General features: G+C 52.3%; 18 protein-coding genes and 1 pseudogene. 12 read left to right on the top strand and 7 right to left on the bottom strand.

Annotation, left to right across the window (positions count from 1 at the left end):
- Positions 1–27: 27 nt before the first annotated feature.
- Positions 28–1,575: a M48 family metalloprotease gene (locus tag NHAL_RS12495; RefSeq protein WP_013033512.1), complete on the top strand. Its 1,548-nt coding sequence runs from the start codon at positions 28–30 to the stop codon at positions 1,573–1,575.
- A gap of 16 nt (positions 1,576–1,591) precedes the next feature.
- The gene (locus tag NHAL_RS12500) at positions 1,592–2,626 is read left to right on the top strand and encodes a metallophosphoesterase (RefSeq protein ID WP_013033513.1); all 1,035 of its coding nucleotides are present in this window, start codon (positions 1,592–1,594) and stop codon (positions 2,624–2,626) included.
- A 1-nt stretch (position 2,627) separates the two neighbouring features.
- Here NHAL_RS12500 and NHAL_RS12505 read toward each other — a convergent pair whose 3' ends face one another.
- The 5 genes from NHAL_RS12505 to NHAL_RS12525 all read right to left on the bottom strand — a co-directional run bounded on the left by NHAL_RS12505 (position 2,628) and on the right by NHAL_RS12525 (position 8,138).
- Complete coding sequence (locus tag NHAL_RS12505) at positions 2,628–3,194, bottom strand: CDP-archaeol synthase (RefSeq protein ID WP_157862564.1); 567 nt, start codon at positions 3,192–3,194, stop codon at positions 2,628–2,630.
- A gap of 394 nt (positions 3,195–3,588) precedes the next feature.
- Positions 3,589–4,392, bottom strand: a complete 804-nt coding sequence (locus NHAL_RS12510; RefSeq protein WP_013033515.1) for a M90 family metallopeptidase — start codon at positions 4,390–4,392, stop codon at positions 3,589–3,591.
- 25 nt (positions 4,393–4,417) lie between these two features.
- Positions 4,418–4,795, bottom strand: a complete 378-nt coding sequence (locus NHAL_RS12515) for a helix-turn-helix domain-containing protein (protein ID WP_013033516.1) — start codon at positions 4,793–4,795, stop codon at positions 4,418–4,420.
- Between the two features lie 83 nt (positions 4,796–4,878).
- Positions 4,879–7,368: an ABC transporter permease gene (locus tag NHAL_RS12520; protein WP_013033517.1), complete on the bottom strand. Its 2,490-nt coding sequence runs from the start codon at positions 7,366–7,368 to the stop codon at positions 4,879–4,881.
- 89 nt (positions 7,369–7,457) lie between these two features.
- Positions 7,458–8,138 (bottom strand): ABC transporter ATP-binding protein, encoded by a 681-nt coding sequence (locus NHAL_RS12525; RefSeq protein ID WP_013033518.1) that lies wholly within the window; start codon positions 8,136–8,138, stop codon positions 7,458–7,460.
- On the opposite strand from NHAL_RS12525, the gene NHAL_RS12530 reads away from it, so the two are divergent.
- A complete protein-coding gene (locus tag NHAL_RS12530) occupies positions 8,119–8,760 on the top strand; it encodes an arylesterase (RefSeq protein ID WP_049780647.1) in 642 nt (213 codons plus the stop codon). The two genes, NHAL_RS12525 and NHAL_RS12530, sit on opposite strands and share 20 nt — an antisense overlap.
- A 74-nt stretch (positions 8,761–8,834) precedes the next feature.
- Here NHAL_RS12530 and NHAL_RS12535 read toward each other — a convergent pair.
- Positions 8,835–9,685 (bottom strand): annotated as a pseudogene (locus NHAL_RS12535) (RNA-guided endonuclease InsQ/TnpB family protein).
- 34 nt (positions 9,686–9,719) lie between these two features.
- Here NHAL_RS12535 and NHAL_RS20535 point away from each other — a divergent pair.
- On the top strand, positions 9,720–9,878 hold the full coding sequence (locus tag NHAL_RS20535) for a ribbon-helix-helix protein, CopG family (RefSeq protein WP_013033520.1): 159 nt from the start codon (positions 9,720–9,722) through the stop codon (positions 9,876–9,878).
- Positions 9,879–10,072: 194 nt separating this feature from the next.
- Here the strand turns inward: NHAL_RS20535 and NHAL_RS12540 are convergent, their stop codons facing one another.
- On the bottom strand, positions 10,073–10,750 hold the full coding sequence (locus NHAL_RS12540) for a BamJ family beta-barrel-assembly machinery protein (protein WP_013033521.1): 678 nt from the start codon (positions 10,748–10,750) through the stop codon (positions 10,073–10,075).
- A 123-nt stretch (positions 10,751–10,873) separates the two neighbouring features.
- On the opposite strand from NHAL_RS12540, the gene NHAL_RS12545 reads away from it, so the two are divergent.
- The 8 genes from NHAL_RS12545 to NHAL_RS12575 all read left to right on the top strand — a co-directional run bounded on the left by NHAL_RS12545 (position 10,874) and on the right by NHAL_RS12575 (position 18,754).
- Entirely contained in the window at positions 10,874–11,440 is a 567-nt protein-coding gene (locus NHAL_RS12545) for an endonuclease dU (protein WP_013033522.1), read from the top strand.
- Between the two features lie 448 nt (positions 11,441–11,888).
- Positions 11,889–12,623: a hypothetical protein gene (locus NHAL_RS12550; protein ID WP_013033523.1), complete on the top strand. Its 735-nt coding sequence runs from the start codon at positions 11,889–11,891 to the stop codon at positions 12,621–12,623.
- Positions 12,624–12,749: 126 nt separating this feature from the next.
- The gene (locus tag NHAL_RS12555) at positions 12,750–13,646 is read left to right on the top strand and encodes a HEAT repeat domain-containing protein (RefSeq protein ID WP_013033524.1); all 897 of its coding nucleotides are present in this window, start codon (positions 12,750–12,752) and stop codon (positions 13,644–13,646) included.
- Positions 13,647–13,667: 21 nt separating this feature from the next.
- Positions 13,668–14,135: a hypothetical protein gene (locus tag NHAL_RS12560; protein WP_013033525.1), complete on the top strand. Its 468-nt coding sequence runs from the start codon at positions 13,668–13,670 to the stop codon at positions 14,133–14,135.
- A gap of 135 nt (positions 14,136–14,270) precedes the next feature.
- A complete protein-coding gene (locus NHAL_RS12565) occupies positions 14,271–14,786 on the top strand; it encodes a TlpA disulfide reductase family protein (protein WP_013033526.1) in 516 nt (171 codons plus the stop codon).
- Between the two features lie 125 nt (positions 14,787–14,911).
- Positions 14,912–15,160 carry a DUF4266 domain-containing protein gene (locus NHAL_RS20540; protein ID WP_013033527.1) on the top strand — a complete coding sequence of 83 codons (249 nt, stop codon included), beginning with the start codon at positions 14,912–14,914 and terminating at the stop codon, positions 15,158–15,160.
- Entirely contained in the window at positions 15,147–17,705 is a 2,559-nt protein-coding gene (locus NHAL_RS12570; protein ID WP_238985351.1) for a DUF3570 domain-containing protein, read from the top strand. The genes NHAL_RS20540 and NHAL_RS12570 overlap by 14 nt, the downstream gene beginning before the upstream one ends.
- Before the next feature lie 80 nt (positions 17,706–17,785).
- Entirely contained in the window at positions 17,786–18,754 is a 969-nt protein-coding gene (locus tag NHAL_RS12575; protein WP_013033529.1) for an FAD:protein FMN transferase, read from the top strand.
- Positions 18,755–18,766: the final 12 nt, after the last annotated feature.

The following is an 18,766-nucleotide window of genomic DNA, read 5'->3' on the forward strand; positions in this document are numbered from 1 at the left end:
GAGAAGGGTAAGAGTAAAACAAGCAAAATGGCTGGGCAATTAAGCTTTGTACTGCTGTTGCTGGCCGCACTGCTCAGTGCCTGTGCAGTTAATCCTGTCACCGGTGAGCGGGAGTTGTCACTGGTCTCCGAAACCCAGGAAGTGCAGATGGGGGAGGAGAATTATTTGGCGATGCGGCAGATGCAGGGCGGCGATTATGTGGTGGACCCTGAATTAACCGCCTACGTGAGTCAGGTGGGCCAGCGCCTGGCGACAGTGAGTGATCGCTCCTTGCCCTATGAGTTTACGGTGATCAATGATTCCATACCCAATGCTTGGGCTTTACCAGGCGGTAAGATTGCCCTTAACCGGGGGCTGCTAACTGAGCTCAATAATGAAGCCGAATTAGCGGCGGTGCTAGGTCATGAGATTGTCCATGCCGCGGCCCGTCATGGTGCCCAGGGCATGGAGCGTGGCTTGTTACTCAAGGGGGCGGTGCTGGCTACAGCAGTGACAGCGGGGGGTGGTGAGTATGCCCCCTTGGTATTGGGGGGGGCCCAAGTAGCGGCGCAATTAGTCACCCAGAAATATAGTCGCGATGCGGAGCGGGAGGCGGATCTGTATGGCATGCGCTATATGTCCCGTGCCGGTTATGATCCCTGGGCTGCAGTCAGCCTCCAGGAAACTTTTGTTCGCCTCTCCGAAGGGCGGCAGGAGAATTGGCTCTCGGGGTTATTCGCGAGTCATCCCCCTTCCCGGGAGCGGGTGGAAGCCAACCGAGCGATTGCCCGTACTTTGCCTGCAGGGGGGGAGCTAGGGGTAGAGCAGTACCAGGCGAAGATCGCCCCCCTAAAACAGGCGGAAAATGCCTATGGGGCTTATGATAAGGGCCGTAAAGCACTCCAGGAAGGTCATTTGCAACAAGCTTTGGCTTTGGCGGAGCAGGCCATTGCTGAAGAGCCACGGGAGGCCCTGTTCTACGCCTTGCGGGGTGATGTCCATTTGGCTAGAGAAGGCTACCAAGAGGCCTTGGTGGATTATAATCAGGCTATCGCGCGCAATGACCGCTTTTTTTACTTTTATAACCAACGGGGCCAGGTAAAAAAAGCCCTGGGGGATCTGGAAAGTGCTCGTCAGGATCTTCAGCGGAGTTTGGCCCTATTGCCCACGGCGACGGCCAACAAAGCTCTGGGGGATCTGGCCTTGGCTCAAAATGATCGGCAAAGCGCCATAGCCTATTATCAAAAAGCGGCCGCCTCCCAGTCTCCTCTCGGCCTTGAAGCAGGCCGTGCGTTAGCCCGGTTGGATTTACCCCAGAACCCCCAAAAGTATCTGGCGGTTCGTGCTGGATTGGACAGGCGCGGTTATCTCATTGCCGAGGTGGCCAACCGGGCACCGGTAGCGGTCCGTGACATTGGCATTGAAGTGCGTTATCTGGACTCCCAAGGATTGGTACGTTCACACAGGCAACAATTTCAAGGAGTTCTCCCTTCGGGCCAAGTGGCGCGCCTTGAAACGGGGTTGGGGCCCTTCTCGGATCTAAGCGTCCTTGAACAGCTTCAAGTAGGGGCCATTCAGGCGCAACTTGCCGATTAACCAGGATATTTAAGCAATGAAACAAAGGAATGATAAGTATGCCCCTTCCGCTTGGGCTGGCGTGGTGGCAAATGGAGTCTCCTCCGCGGAGGAGATCCTTCCCCTGGAGCAGGAGGAAACCTGGGTTTTAAAACAGCTTGAACAGCGGGTGGGTCCCCTCCATCTCAAGCAGCGTCTGGGTATTGAAGGGGATCATGAAACCCACGTCTTTTCCCAGGGGCGTAATTTTTTTCATATTGAGAATTGGTATTCTGTCCATTCTTTCATTCGGATGACCTTGCGTTGTTTGGCCCTCCACCGGCGAGGTAAACGCAATGCCCTGGCCATTCAGGTCCGTCATAACGAAATTTCCCTCCGGGGGCTACCCCCCTCTTTTGAAGGTTATACTCTTTTGCACTTAAGTGATCTGCACCTGGACATGAACGGGCAGCTTCCCCATGCCCTGATTGAACAGGTTCAGAAGGTAGAGTATGACCTGTGTGTGATCACCGGGGATTTACGCGCCAAGACCTACGGGCCTTACCAATCCGTGATAGAGGCCATGGAACAATTGCGCCCCCATCTCAAGGTCCCTATCTACGGGGTACTTGGTAATCATGATACCATTCGCATGGTTCCGGGTTTGGAGGCGATGGGAGTGCGGGTGCTCCTTAACGAGTCGGTGGCTATTGAGCGGGACGGTGCTGCGTTCTATTTGGCGGGGGTTGATGATCCCCATTATTATTGCGCCGACAATTTGGAAAAGGCCTGTGCCGAGATCCCTGAATCGGCCTCCCGAATTTTGTTGGCCCATTCTCCTGAAATTTATAAACGAGCGGCCCATTGTGGCTTTGATGTGATGTTCTGTGGGCACACCCATGGAGGGCAAATCTGTTTGCCCGGTGGTATCCCTATCATGGTTAATGCCCGTTGCCCTCGCAGAATCTGTGCCGGGCCTTGGCGTTATCATCAGATGCAAGGCTATACTTCAGTGGGCTCGGGAGTCTGCGTAGTGGATGTCCGCCTCAATTGCCCCCCTGAAATTACCTTGCACCGGCTTTGCTGCGCTTAAGCTAGCGGAAGCGAGGATAAAGCCGGCCCCATAAATACCATAGGAAGAGATCGAGCAAGGCAAAGGCCAGGAGGATCACTGCTAGATTGGGCCAGGGTATGGCCATCTGGCTCCGTAAAAAACAAAGGGGAAAAAAAGCTTCTGGAATGTGGTCCAAGCCGGGCACATTAGCGCCGGAGGGCAAGCTAAGGCGTCGCTTGATGAAACTAGAGACCAGATCTCCTGCCATGGCCCAAAAACCAAACAGGGCGCCAGTGGTTAAGGAGAAGCCGAATAGCGGGGCGATGAGAGCGGTAGTCAGAATAGCGGCGGCAATCCCCCGAATAGTTTTGGAGGAGCCAAAGAGGGGGTGCCCATCAGAAAGCCGAAGACTGCCATCCAGGGGGCCACTGAAGCGGTCTTTCAATAGGAAAGCGGTCACTACCGGGGCGCCGTTGGCCACCATCAGTAGTAATAGGAGTGAAATCAAATCTACTGGGTTAATCTTCCCCGCCTCCAGAAGCACCAAAAAAATTATAGTACGTGGATCCTTGCCGCCAAAGAAGAGGGGCTCTAATACCAATTTCATGTAATTTTGCATTCTATAGATTCAGTCTAAACAACCACTTGAAGCCTCAATAAATTGCATTCTTTAACTAAATTGGTATAAAAGGATTTTCTAAGTGCTAAGGGAGCAGTTAGAAGCCGTTGGAAAATTCTATGCTTGTTAATTCTCCTAAAATAAAATATTTAGCCGCGAATTAGCGCCTATGAACGCAAATATTTCAATAGCTTAAAGACAAGTAAGCGTTGGCCCGTCAGAAAATCATTCCAGGCATTTTTTATAAGCGTTTATTCGCGTGCATTGGTGGCTAAAAACCGAATCTAGGTTGTTCCTCGTCCTATTTTCCTTTTGTCCCTGTCGGTAGGTTCTAGCGTAGAGCCGTAGGAGGAACGAAGAGAAACCCGCCACCGCTCCACCGCTACCTACAAAGGTTTTCCAACAGCCTCTTAGCCGGGTCTTGACGGTAGTAAAGTTGCAGTTGTTGATAAAGCTGGGGAAGGGCCGTTTGTAGCCGCTGGGGGAAAACAAAAAAGGCCTCGCTGGCCACAGCGAAGAATTCGGCAGGGCTTTCTAGGGCATAGGGATCTAAAGGGATCGGTTCCTCCGCCGCCCAGCATTTATTCAAGCTTTGATAAGCCTGAGAGAAAATGGCGGTCCAGGCATGGCGGTTCATGGTTTTGTGCAAAGGGGGCATGCCATTCGCTACGCCATTGCCCATGTCTAACAGATGGGCGAATTCGTGGATGACCACATTGCCAGATTGTTCTGAGGGAGTTAGGGTGAGTGCCACCTCATCCCAAGAGAGGATCACCGGCCCCCGGTCCCAGGATTCGCCAATCAGTGGGTGGCGTTCCGTGTGTACGATACCGTTTTCGTCCCGCACCTCATGTTTGGCGATAAACGCCCCTGGGTAAAGCAGCACCGTGCGCCAACCTTGGTAATCGTCCCAATCCAGGTAGAGAATCAGTAGGGACCCTTGGGCCGCCACCACGAGGCGCATCTCCTCAGTGACCCTGAGACCCTGGACGCCATAAATGGATTTATGGTGCAAAAATAAGGTGCTTAAATCGCGAAGACGATTCAATTCTGCCAGAGTGAGACCCTGGAGGAGAGGGAGCTGGGTTGTGACCCTCTCCCAGAGGGCCAGGGGAAGGGGGTAGCGGTTGATAATCTGCCGCCGCCAATAAGCCCGAATGTGCTCAGTTATCGAACTGATAGGCATAAAATCGACGTAATATCCCCCGATACTATTGGGTTTTATTGTTCAGCTCATAGGGCTGGATCAAAATGTCGGCGGGAATGTTCATATCCCGGTTGAGCCGACGGATCATATTGAGGGACAGGGGCCGCCGTCGAGAGAGAACCTCGGAAACCCGGCTTCGGCTGCCGATCATCGACTCCAGATCCCGGCGCGTAAGACCTTGAGCTTCCATGCGGTGCTTGATCATCTCAATTGGGTCCGGTTTGTCAATCGGGAGGTGTTTGGCTTCCCATGCCTCGGCCAGGGTGGTTAGCAGGTCCAACCGATCGCCTTCCGGCGTATCAGCTTCAGCATCCATAAGCTGGGCGATCTCCGCTAGGGCTGCTTCGTAATCCGCCTCGGCCTTGATCGGTTTGATGTCCATTTTTTGCCTCCTTACACGGTATTCGCATCAATCTTGTCATAATCCGCATGGGTGCCGACTTTGGTTAAATTGGTATCAGCCCTTCACACCTGCCGCAATGTTTGAAAAGGGGGCGCGCGAAGCACCGAGCGGGTCCCTAGAAGGCCGGCAAGGCTTACGCCAAGACTGCCGGCGAGTAAACCTAGGACGAGTAACCAGCCATTGAACTGAAAACCGGTATGCAATACCCGTTCAGCCAGCAGATATCCAATGGCGAGGGCGCCGATGGCGGCGACGGTGCCCGCCACGGCTCCCAGGGAAAGAAATTCTGCCGCTAGGCCGCGCATGATGGTGCCTTTGCTGGCTCCCAATGTTCGAAACACCGCGCTTTCATGGAAACGTTCGTCATTAGTGGACTGAATGGCGGCAAACAATACCACCACTCCTGCGGCTACGGTAAAAGCAAAAATAAATTCAACCGCGAGGGTAACCCGGTCGATGATGGCTCTGACCTGCCCCATCAATGCCTCCACATCAAGGATAGTGACACTGGGGAACTGTTTCACTAAGGCGGTAAGAAGGGGTTTATCTTCTTCCGGTAAATAAAAGCTTGTCAGGTAGGTGCCAGGCGCATCGTTAAGCACCCCTGGGGAGGCCATCACAAAAAAATTGGGATTAAATGAATTCCATTCGATGGCCCGTAAACTGGTTACCGGCGCCATGACTTTTTGGTCGGCGACCTGGAAGGTGAGGGAGTCGCCCAGTTTGATTCCCAGTGTTTCGGCAAGATCGGCCTCTACCGAGAACTGAGGCGGTTCCGATTCTTGGGAGGACCACCAGCGTCCCGCCACGATTTGGTTGTCAGCTTGGAGTTCACGGGCCCAGGTAAGGTGAAATTCACGCCTCGCCAGGTGTCGGGCCCGAGAGTTGCCGTAGTGTTTGTCCTTTATGGGCGTGTCGTTGATGGCCACCAAGCGGCCGTGGATATTGGGATAAAGCCGGGGTACGGGTTGGCCTTGATGGGCAAAGAACGTTTGAACGACCTCTACTTGGTCTGGCTGGATATTGATCACAAAGTGGTTGGGGGCATCAGGAGGGAGATTAGCCCGCCAGTTTGCCAATAGATCGGAACGCACCACGGTTAACAACAACATCACCATGATTCCAAGCCCCAAGGCAATGGTCTGCACGGTGCTGCTTCCTGCCCGCCGTGCTACGCTGGCAAAGCCATAGCGCCAGGCCACCCCTACCCGTGAGCGCAGCAGCTTTAGCCCACTGATAAGCAGCCAAGACCAGGCCGCGAGCACCAATACGGTGAGGATGCTGCCCCCCAGGACATAGAGGGTTAATCTCATTTCCCCCGATTGCCACGGGATGAGGGCGGCAATAGCGATGAGAGCGCCTAAATAGACGGTGTACACGGGCTGATGGGACGCTTTTGTATCCCGGCGGAGCACCCGAGAAGGAGGCACATCTTTGAGCCGCATCAGGGGCGGTAGGGCAAAGCCGAGGAGGGCAATTAAGCCGGTCAAGGTACCGGTAAGCAAGGGCCATAGGGAGGCGGGGGGCAACTCGCTTTGAAAGAGATGGCTCATTAAATGGGCAAGCACCGATTGGGCTAACCAGGCCACTCCACAGCCGATAAGGCTGGTCACCAGCCCAAGCCAAACCATGGTCAAGGCATAAATTTGAATAATCAATCCCTGGGTCGCGCCCAGGCAACGCATGACGGCACAATTGTCCTGGTGGCGATCGGCATATCGTCTCGCCGCGATGGCAATGGCGACGCCGGCGAGAAAAACGCTGGTCAGGGCCGCCAAGGTCAGAAATTGGTCGGCTCGTTGGAGGGCGGTCCGTAGCTGGGGTCGTCCATCGCGGACCCCCATCACTCGGCTATTTTCTGGGAGGTGGTTTTTGGCCCAGTGTTTATAGGAGATAATTTCTTTATGGGGGCCTGCCAGTAGCAGACGATAGCGGGCCTGGCTTCCCGGCTGCAATAAACCGGTATGCTCCACATCTTCCAAATTCATCAGTAGACGGGGGGCGATGTTAAACAGTTGCCCCCCTCGGTCCGGTTCCAATAGCAGTAGCTTATCCACGACTAAGCTTAACTGCCCTAGCGCTATCTGGTCGCCTACCGTTCGCTCGAGGGTGGGCGCAAGTTGAGGATCGAGCCACACGGTTCCCGGTGCGGGGGGGTGGTCTGCTTCGGTGGGCTGCGCAAAGGGATCTTCTCCCACCATTAATTGTCCCCGCAGGGGATAATTTCCTTCAACGGCTTTGACTTCGGTGAGTTGCAGCCTGTCGCCAGCAGGTACCATGCTTCGAAAGGATACCGTCTGGGTGGTTTCCAGCCCTAGGGTCTGGGCTTTGGTGATGAAATTTTCTGATAGGGGATTGCGGGATTCCACTACCAAGTCGCCCCCTAGCACCGTCCCGGCTTCTGTCTCCATGGCCTGGCGCAATCGTTCAACGAAAAAGTTAACCGTGGTCACAGCGCTTACGGCGATGATCAGGGCAACTGCGATTAACCGGATTTCGCCAGAACGCCAGTCCCGCTTCAGGGTGGTGAGGGAAAATGCCAATGATTTCATCCAGCCCTCCTCAGTTGCATAGCCAGTGCTCGGGTAAAGAGCAGTGGTTGGTTAAGGGATCTCTTAGTTAAGTCTATTTTCATGGTCCATCAGTGGGAGGTCACCAAACGCCCATTGTCCAGGGCTAAAGTGCGGTCGCAATGCTTGGTGAGTGCTTTGTCGTGGGTGACCAGCACTAGGGTAGTGCCGTGTTCTCGCTTCATGGCAAACAGGAGATCGCTTACTTTGGCGCCTGTTTTGCCATCCAAATTTCCAGTGGGCTCATCGGCAAAAAGGATCGGAGGGCGAGGCGCAAAGGCGCGGGCAATGGCCACCCGTTGTTGTTCACCGCCTGAAAGTTGGTTAGGGTAGTGGCCCGTGCGATGGCCGAGGCCGACGGCTTCTAGCTCGGCTAGGGCCGCCTCCCGCGGCTGGGAGTGGCCCCCGAGTTCCAAAGGCAGCATGACGTTTTCTAGGGCGGTGAGATTGGGCAAGAGATGGAAACTTTGAAAGACAAAACCGACCCGGTCGCTGCGTAGCCGGGCCCGTCCGTCTTCATCCAGGGTTTGTAGGTCGACGCCATCCAAGATAACCCGCCCGGAAGTGGGTGTGTCCAAGCCGGCTAGAAGACCCAATAAGGTCGATTTGCCGGAGCCGGAAGCTCCGATAATGGCCAAAGCTTCCGAGTGGGCAATGGAAAAGCTGATATCATTCAGGATGGTCAGTAGATTCTCTGGGCTTTCCACGCGTTTGATGAGGTGTTCTGCGCGTATGATGAAATTATTTTCCATATTTCGATTTAGTGTGCTTGTCGGTTTATTGCTCCAATCTATGGTCGCCGGGGCCGCGCTCCAGCCGGTCATCGTAGTCCTAGGCGATAGTCTGAGTGCCAGCTATGGTATCCCTCTCGATCAAGGTTGGGTCACGCGGCTCCAGGAACGTTTGACCCGTGAAGGCTACCCTTATCAGGTGGTTAATGCCAGTATTAGCGGAGAAACTACCCGCGGCGCATTGGCTCGCCTTGATCCTCTTCTGGAGACTCATCAGCCGGAAATTGTAGTTGTCGAGTTGGGGGGCAATGACGGTCTACGGGGGTTATCGCTGGGGGAAATGCGACGAAACTTTTCCCAGATTATTCAAAAATCTCAGCAAAGCGGCGCCAAGGTGTTACTTGTTAGGATGCGCTTGCCGCCTAATTATGGTCCTTTGTACACGGAAAGGTTCCAAAAACTATTTGCCGATCTTAAGAACGAGTATGGAGTGGCCATCGCACCCTTTATCCTGCATGGGATTGCCACCCGATCAGAGTTAATGCAATCTGATGGTATCCATCCTCGCCCTGAGGCCCAGGCCCTTATGCTCGACAACATTTGGCCGGCATTAGTTCCACTGCTTCTTGGAGTTTCGCCATGACTGACTGCGGTTCGGTCCCTCCTCACCTTGTCAGCCTGGAGAATTCGCGTTTCTCAGCAGTCCTCGGGCGGTGGCTAGGCCACGGCCCTTGGGGTCTTCACCGCTCCACGCGCTTTATCGGTTCCGGCGCTCCCCGCCGCACCCAACCTCAACACATTTTTGGCCGCGTTGATATCCCTATCGTGTTCCGTTCCACAGTCCGGGCATTCCCATTCACGGATCTTGAGCGGCATCAACTCTTGAATAGTCCCGCACTCAGAAAGCGAGGCTGCGCCATTTTCAATTGCCGTGCGTACTGGTAAGTGTATTTAGGCGCGCCGGACTTATCCCCGCTAGAGGTCACCACCACATCCTTGACGCCCACATCCACCCCAATCGCATTCTTGCGGGTAGGCAGCGCCGTAATCTCCACCTCGCAGGCCATGCTGACGAAATAACGGCCAGCGGGGTCTTTACTCACTGTCACCATTTTAGGGATACCGCCCACATTCCGAGACCACTTGATCTTCAGTGCCCCAAGCTTGGGCAGTTTCAACCGTTGGTTTTCGGCGTTGAAGTTCTTCGCCACATGGCGTTGATCGAGTTGATAGCGTACCGATTGAGTCTGATGACGCTTCTTAAATCGTGGGTATTTCGCTCGACCGGCAAAGAAATGCTTAAAGGCTGTATCTTGGTCTCGCAATTTCTAGGTATGGCAACCGGCGGTGGCTTCACTCAGCCAGGGGCACGCCGTCTTTTTAAGTACCGTCAATTGGCGACTGAGGCTTATCGTATTCAGCGACTCGCCATCCTCTTTATACGCCTTCGTTCGGGCCTCCAACGCCCAATTCCACACATAGCGAGCATGGCCAAATTCTATGGCCAATTGCCGCTTTTGCTGGGGCGTTGGGTAAAACCTGAATTTGTAGGCCCGTTGCGTTACCATATCCCAATCGTAATACAACAGGGCTTTAATAACAATGGCAAGGGAATATTTAAATGTACGGGTTGATGCCGATCTCAAAAAGCAACTTCAAAAGTTGGCTAAGAGGGAAAACCGAACGCTATCAAACTTGGTTGAAACCGTGCTGGGCAACTACGCGAAACGCGAATTCATGGCGAAACGCAAGTCATCCTGACCCTCGCGCTCACCGCGTAGCAAGCTGCGCACTCTCGCTGGGGGGGGCGTCGCACTTCCTTGTGCTCCTTCAAGGTAGGGCATAGGGGCTGCGAGCAGGCGCCCACAGCCCTTAAAGGGAATGATTATCCTACAAACGGTGGTTGATCGCTTAGAAGCACAGGAACAGTGCTATGAATGTTGACTTTTTCTAGATTATTTAATTTCGAGTAGCTCAATATCGAAGATCAGGGTTTCATTGGGGCCAATGAGGCGGCCAGCGCCCTGTGGACCGTAGGCGAGAGTAGGGGGGATGACGATTTCCCATTTGGAGCCCACGGGCATTAACTGCAATGCTTGTTGCCAGCCTTTGACGACGCCATTGACTTTGAAGGTGGCCGGTTGACCCCGTTTGTAAGAGCTATCGAACTCCGTGCCATCAATCAGCGTGCCACGATAGTTCACCACCACCGTATCGTCGGCGGCGGGCTTTTCGCCTTCCCCTTGCTGGATGATGCGATATTGTAGACCGCTGTCAAGTTCAACGACTCCTTGCTTTTCTTTATTGGCTTGGAGATAGGCTTTTCCGGCAGCTTTATTTTTCTCTGCGAGTTTGGTTCGTTGCTGTTGCTCCTGTTGTTGCATGGCCTTCATTGCCGCTTTTGCTTGCTCAGGAGAAAGTCGCGAGGGGGTTTGCTTCAGCGCGTCCTCAATAGCGAGTAGAAAAGCTTGCTTATCTAGCTCTATCCCTTGCCGTTGCAAGTTTTGACCGATCTGATACCCGATAATATAACTCAGTTTTTGGCTGTCTGTTTCAAGTTCGTCCGCAGCACTAGTCCCTCCAATGAGCGGCAGGATAAAGGCGGCGACCAGAAACGAGGCTCCCTTACGCATATGAATTCCTTAGATTGATTAGGGGTTGTCAGGTGGCCCGATAAACGCGTTAAAGGGCCAGTGTACCTTCGCTTGGAAGGGAAAAACTTAAAATATTCGCATAAGTTTAGAGTTTAGTCCAAGATGGTGCGCTCGCTGTCCCATGTGATTGGTTTTGATGATGCTCCCTTTCCAGCACAACACCACGGGGATGTGTTGGTGGTGGGGGCGGTATATTCCGCGGAACGCCTTGATGGTGTCCTGAGCGGTAAAGTGCGCCGCGACGGCGTGAATTCAACCCAAACCCTGATCCGTTTAATCACGGCCTCACGTTTTTTCCCACACACCCAATTGCTGATGCTCCAGGGGATTGCCTTGGCCGGATTTAACGTCGTGGATTTGCACCACCTTTACCAAGCCACGGGTATCCCGGTGTTGGTCATCGCCCGACGGGCGCCCAATTTTACAGCCATCAAGAAAGCCCTCTTAAATCGGGTCCCTGGAGGTCGACGCAAGTGGGCGCTGATTGAGCGAGCTGGGCCGCCGGAGCTTGTCGCTGGTATTTATATCCAACGGGTTGGTTTGCCCCTGGCCGTGGCGGAGGCAACAATCCGGCGTTTTGCCATCCACAGCATTATTCCCGAACCTCTGCGCACCGCCCACATCATTGCCGGAGGGGTTGTCGGGGGAGGAAGCCGGCAACGGGTGTGATTTCTTTGCCTTCATTGAGATAAGCGGTGGCTAGGTCGGTGAGTATTCTGAGAGATTTTGGCGGAATACAACTTTTCCTGTCTAGTTCATGAGCTCTAAGGCCCTAGGAGCGAGTGCAGCAGGGCATTTGACGGGCTGGTAATTCTCTGCTCCAAGCCCTAGCGAATTTAATATAAATTTTTGATTTAATTATAATTTTTTATCAAAATTGCGTTATTTGGCATAATTTTTTATCAAAATTGCGTTATTTGGCGTAATTTTTGGCTACCGGATAAGCTTCCTGCTTATAAGTATATGTATTTTAACGTAAATTAATCATGGAATGGTTTTTGCCTTAAGATGGTTACCCTAGCCGTATTTATAGCGACAGTAAGTTTAACTTTGTCGCCCACGATTAAGTTCTCTTTATGTTTTAACATTCACGATACAGGGATACGAGGAGGCTGCCTTGATAAAAAAAATAACCTTATTTTTTCTGCTTTTTGCTGTATATAGCATCAGTTCCCTGGTGTTTGCCCATACTGTCATTAAAGATCAAGCTAACGAAGGAACCACTCTGTTTACGGGGTTTTCCATCGGCCATGGTTGTGGTTTTGAGGATAAAGACAGTCTTCCAGTCATCTCTCAGTCGGTGGTTTTCCCCAATGGACCTAATGCCATTGTCACCCGTTTGGATACCGAGGAAGCCATTAGCTTAGGGGAGGTGCTCATTGGCGGCGCCCATTCAAACGGTCTGATTAACCCCAAGGCGATTCAAAACCGGGATATTTTCAATATGATCGAACAGTTCACCGATGAGACGGGGGTGGTGAGAGGCATTCATTATACTGACGGTGAGTTGCAGGCTGATTTGGCAGGTGTTATCCCTTTTCGCGTTTCAGGAGTCACCTTTGTGGAAGAGTCCTGTGCGACCAAGGTAAGGGCACGTATTGGGATAGCCAATTGGTGCCACGAAAGGGAAGGCGCACGCCGGGTGGATGCATGGATAGGGAAACTGACCCCGGTATTCAATGACGAGCGAGTGGTTTCTGTAGGCTTTTGGCCCACTTTGACCATTAACCGGGATTTAGCGGCTAATCCTCTTCCCGAAAGTTGCGATGAGGGTTATGAGGTAGCGGTGGAACCCTCGGCGGAGGGAATTGATGAGTATCTGCCCGTGTCGGGGTTTATTCCCGGACTCTAGGTAGGGGGTTTGTAAAGGGTAAGATTCGCGAGGCGCATAGTGCCTCGCGCTTGCTTAACAGTGGGCTCTTGAGATGCCTGAGCCAAAATTATTTTTTCTGGACTTCTCTAATATTCGGGGGTCGAGATGTCTGCGGGTAAATTTTTATTATTAATCCCACTTTCTTTTATCCACTCATTTGTCTTTGCAGGCGAGACTTTTCATGATCAGAGTCAAAAACTTGAATCCCTCTCCATGAACAACGGCGGCTTGCATTTAGAAGTGGAGCAAGCACCGCTAGAGCAAATATTTAAAATCATTGAAAATGAAACCGGCATCCGCTTACATGCCTCTCCTATGCCCCAGAAACGGGTGACGGCAACTTGCGCAGGGGCAACTCTGGAGGTGCTAAAATGCGTCCTAGGCAAAGAAGCCAGTCTTATTTATCGGTATGGGGATAAGTCATCTACAAGTAGCCCAACGCCCCTGCTTCAAGAAGTGTGGGTACTGAGTTCAAATCCAAGTGGGCATCGGTTGCCCCAGGAGACTGAGCAGCAAATTATTTGCGATACCACAAAAAATTTGAATAATCCCATTCAGCATGAGCAGCAGTCGGTGTCTGGGGAAGGGCAAACGGCCCTATCAAGTTTGAAGCAGAATGAAATGGAAAAGCTTGTGGCACTGGCCCAATCACCCAATTCCGGACAACGGGAGGAAGCCTTGTCCCGTCTTGCGCTGCTAGATGAGGCTGATGATGAAAGTATCAGAAATATTTTGACGGAGGCTTTAGGAGATCGAAACCCAAGCGTCAGGGCGCAGGCTGTGTCCGGGCTTGCCCGGCGCAATGATCCTGAAAGGGACGATGTGTTACAAGAAGCTTTGCATGACAGTGATGTGGGGGTACGATTGATGGCGGTTAGCAATGCAGGAGAGAATGTGGCTTTACTTGAAACGGCGCTCCATGATACGGATAAGGTAGTGCGAGATTTAGCTAGCATGAAGCTTGAGCAAATCTTGCAAACGAATCCACGCCAATACGAGTAGCATGATGAGAGGAAAGAATTTATGAAAAATGCAACTTTAAAAAATAAGTGGGTCATCGCATCCATGGTGGCTGCATTGGGATATTCTGTTAATGGGGCCGCCCATGATCAAGTCGGCGCCTTGGGCAATGAGGCTAGCGCTACCGATCACTACTTAATTATTTGCTCTACTGAGGCAGGTGAGGCCTCTGACGTGCTTGAGGTTCGAGTGTTTGATGCTACCGAAGCCCAGGGCGGGGGTAAAATAAGCGCAGTAGTCCAGAGGGAAACAGTGGTTAGAACTGCCTCGGACCCTTTTAGAGTGGATAAGGATTTTAACCACGATAAGAATTTTGGTCCCCTGACCTCTGTCTCTGGAGGAAACGGAGCTTATAATGTCATGGTGCATAAACTTAAAACTAGCCCTAAAAGTTATTTGCTTGAATACCACTGTAAAACAAATTCTGGCATCCACACGGGGACGTCATTGACGGTCTTACAAGACCAGTAATAATGGCTTGTTGTGTGTCTATTGTTGTTTAAAAGGATTTCAGTGAGCTTTCTTCTTGAGAGGGAGCAAGCTCAAGGGGCTGTCCTAAAAATTGGAGTTTTAACACCATAACGCCTCATTATTAAGAACCTAAGCATGAATAAACTAAGACCGGCTCTTTTTTATTTCCTACTGGTTGCTATTCCGCTGCAAACGCTTGCCGCTTCTGAAATCAAACGGGAGGCACCCAACTGTATGCTGAATACTTTCGGTACAGCGGAACAGGTCACTATTGAGCAATGGCAAGGAAAAGTTATTTATGTGGATTTTTGGGCTTCTTGGTGTCCCCCATGTGTAAAATCATTTCCATTCCTAAATAACCTACATCGGCGTTTTGGTGATCAGGGATTGCAGATCCTAGGGATTAACCTGGATGAGAAATTAAGTGATGCCCAGAAATTTTTAGCGAAATTTCCTACCCGTTTTGATATCGTGACTGATCCCGATCAGCAGTGTGCCCGATCATTCGATGTTCAAGCCATGCCGTCTTCTTTTCTGGTTGATCGAAACGGAATGATCCGTTATGTCCACTTGGGGTTCCGATCTGGAGATGTTGAAGAACTGCGGGTACAGGTCCAAAAGATTTTAAAAGAAAAAGCGGCTAACCCTTAATTTTTTAGGGTTGTGTGCGGACTGCTTTTCCTGCCCCTTTCGATAATATTACTATATTGATAAAAGCGTTTTGCCAAACGCCAAAATTCATTTGATGGGTGCCGGACTTGAAGAGAAATACCGTAATGATGAGAGGCAAGCGAATAACCAAGATAAAAAGAATAAAAATAATAAGCGCGCTGCTATTATTTTTGACGGTAGGGCTGTCAGGTTGCGCCTCGGTGGCTCCCTGGGAACGGGGTAACCTGGCTAAGCCTCATATGGCGCTAGATCCCCATCCCATGCAGAGCGGTTTGCGTGCCCATGGCTACAATAGCCGCGAGGCGGCTGCCGGCAGTGGCTCTGCTGAAGGGGCGGGGTGTGGCTGCTATTAAGCCGAAGTTTACCGCCAGACCTTCCAAGTGCCGAGCCAGCCCTTCGCTGTTGGCATTAACTTCTGCGGCACTGGCCTTGCCCGGTTTAATGTTGCCACCGGCCCATGCCGCCTTTGAGGGGGGGGAATTCAACTTCCAATACGGCCGTTATGAGGAGGGCGGCGGCACTCAAAGTCAATTTCGGAATAAAGACAATGACATTCAGGTGGATAGTCTGGAAACCTCTGGGGAAATTGACCTCACTGACCGCTTGAGATTCCGTGCCAATTTTATTCAGGATACTTGGGTAGGGGCTACCCCCATCACCACGGCGCCAGCCGCTGCTGTCCGATTTAACCCCAACGCCCAAACCGGGGCGTCACCTTTCTTTGATCTCAGGGGAGGGGTGGTTAATTTTGACATCGACACGGGTCAGGGGTCAGCAACCATTCCGGGAACCTTTGAATCCGTGATTACTGCCGAAACTGTGCACGTGATGGCTGAGGCCTCGCCGGAAACCCGTAAGCAGGGAGATTTCAACCTCAGCTACGAATGGGATGAGGCGGCGCTAGACCTGGGAGGTGGTATTTCCTTGGAAGATGACTATGAATCCCGCTATTTCAGCCTGGGTGGGCGCTGGGATTTCAACCAGAAGCTTACCACCTTGACGGGGGGAGTCGGTTATATTAACAGCACCATCGATGCCCTGCGTTTTCCATTTCGAGTAACGTCGGTTCCAGTCGATCCCGAGGGTGAAGTCAACCCAGATTTTCCAGATTGGTCGGTGAGGGTTAATGACCGGCGAACGGATACTTCGGTCAATCTTGGCCTCACCCAGGTTTTGGATAAAAACTCAGTATTCAAGGCAGGCTTTGGTTATACCCATAGCTCGGGTTTTCTCTCAAATGTTTATAAGGAATCCGTGTTTTTCGTGCCCTTGGAGACCCCAGGAATGTCGTGGCTTTTTACCCGCTACGATAAACGCCCTGAAGAGCGGGAGCAATTTAACTGGAACATAGGCTATTCCCGTTATCTTGCTGGGTTGGATGCCGCTTTGCATTTTAATTACAATTTTTTTCATGATGATTGGGGGATTAACGCCCATACTTTTGACGTGTCCTGGGGCCAACCTATAGGCGGAGGTTGGACCATCACCCCGACAGTCAGGTATTACAGTCAAAGCGCCGCGGACTTTTACAGTCCGTTTTTTATAGTCGATCAGGGGCCGTTTTCGGTAGGAGAGATCTTGGCCAATCAAAGCCAATTGCCCACTCCCGACCATTTTTCCAGTGACCATCGGCTATCCGCTTTTGGGGCCCTAAGCGGTGGAGTGACCTTGAGTAAGCAATTCGCCAAAGGGGTCACCCTGGAGGCGGGTTTTGAATATTATACCCACGCAGGCTCCTTAAAGCTGGGGGGGGGAGGGACCGGCGATTTTGCCGATTTCAACTATTTCCTGGCCAATGCGCTGCTGAAGGTGGATCTCTCGGCCCTTAGCCATTCTGGCGGCGGTTATGGGGAACATGAACACCCGAGCGGTCACGCTGAGCACAGTGATTATGCCCCGGCAGGGGTAATGTTTGACCATATGCTAAAGATACCCGGCCATTTCATGGTGGGCTACCGGTATCGGTATAGCCGCCACGGTGGCGACACGCTCCATGGCGCCCAAGCCGTCAATGATCTTGCCATCGTCAATAACGCCTGCGGGGACAATCCCTGCCAGGTGACGTCGGAGCATATGAACATGCATATGCATATGCTCGATCTCATGTATGCGCCGACAGATTGGTTGAATGTGATGCTGATGCCCATGTTCATGGATATGGACATGGGCTTGCGGGAGCTTGAGGGGGCGCCCCCTCCGGATCCGGATGCGGTTGGCGGGCACAGCCATGCCATCGAGGGGGGCGGCCATGCCACTGGTGGGTTGGGTGATACGAGGCTGTTTGCGCTAGTTAAATTATTGGATTCTCCCCGGCACCACTTGCACCTGGGCTTAGGCATCAGCGCCCCGACCGGTGATGTGGATATTAAAGTCGAGGGTATGGAAATTAACGAGAATAGCCCGGATTTTGGCAAACCCTTATTTCTTCACTATGGAATGCAGCTTGGCAGCGGTACCTGGGATTTTTTGCCTAACCTGACCTACACGGGTGGGTTAGAGCGCTGGTCTTGGGGCGGCCAACTGAGCGGCACCCTGCGCTTGGAAAGCGAAAACTCCTCCGGTTTCTCTTTTGGCGATATATTTCAGGCCACGGCCTGGGGCGGTTATAGCCTGTTCAATTGGCTCTCTGCTTCGGTCCGAGGCATCTATACGATACAAGGTGGGATTAACGGTCAATTCAACGGACCGACCCCGAACTCGGCGCCGGTGGATTTCCCGGACAATTACGGCGGACGCTTCTGGGATGTGGGTTTTGGCCTCAATGCCTCTACTTTAGGGGGGGGGCTTAAGGGGAATCGATTGAGCTTCGAGTGGATACAACCGGTGAGGGATGATGTCAACGGCTTTCAACTGGAACGGGAGGGCACACTTTTTGTCACTTGGGATTTGGCGTTCTAATCAACAACGGAGTGAGCAGAGGGGTATTTTCTCTCTGAGGTTCGGACTCCAGTTCTGGCGGCTGATTTTTTGGGGGTAGAGTGCAGCTTTACCGCGATGCTTTCCATGCCATGGGCACACCCTGCGAGATCCAACTCTATGCCCAAACCCAGGCTAAAGCCCAACGAGCGGCGGAACTCATCATCGCCGATGTACGCCGACTGGAAGCACTGTATTCCCGCTACCGTGCTGATAGTTTTCTTTCTGAGATCAATCGGGTGGCGATGGCTGGGGGGCGTATTTCGGTAGATGAGGAAACAGCAGGATTGCTCAATTATGCGGCCACTTGCTATGAGCAGAGCGAAGGATTGTTTGACATTACTTCCGGCATCTTGCGGCGCGCTTGGAACTTTAAATCAGGCAAATTGCCGAGTAAAACGCAAGTGCAAGAGCTGCTTAGCAAAATTGGCTGGAGTAAGCTGCGCTGGGCGCCGCCGGTATTGGAATTTCCCTTACCCGGAATGGAAATTGATTTTGGCGGTATCGTCAAGGAATATGCCGCTGACCGCACAGCCTCGCTGAGTTTGCAAGCGGGGGTTCGGCATGGTCTAGTGAATTTAGGCGGCGATATTAAAATTATTGGTCCCCGCCCCGATGGCGAACCTTGGCGGATTGGCATCCGTCACCCAAATCATCAAGGCGCAGCAACCCGAATGCTCCTGCTGCAGGAAGGGGCTATTGCCAGTAGCGGTGATTATGAGCGTTGCATCGTATTAAACGGCGTCCGTTACGGCCATGTTCTTAACCCTAAGACGGGTTGGCCAGTGCGGCATTTGGCATCGGTGACCGTGGTCAGTGATTTGTGCGTGGTGGCGGGGAGTGCCTCTACCATCACCATGTTGAAAGAAACTGATGGCCCGGCCTGGTTGCGAAATTTGGGTTTACCTCATTTCTGGGTAGATATCCAGGGTGAAACTGGTGGTTCGCTAGAGGAATTGTCCACTGAGACCGCTGCTTCGATTGGGAATGGCAAACAGCAAGCGGCAATCATGGTACTTGATGAACATTGAAGAAGATGCCCA

The organism is Nitrosococcus halophilus Nc 4, from assembly GCF_000024725.1.
Taxonomy (GTDB): Bacteria; Pseudomonadota; Gammaproteobacteria; order Nitrosococcales; family Nitrosococcaceae; genus Nitrosococcus; species Nitrosococcus halophilus.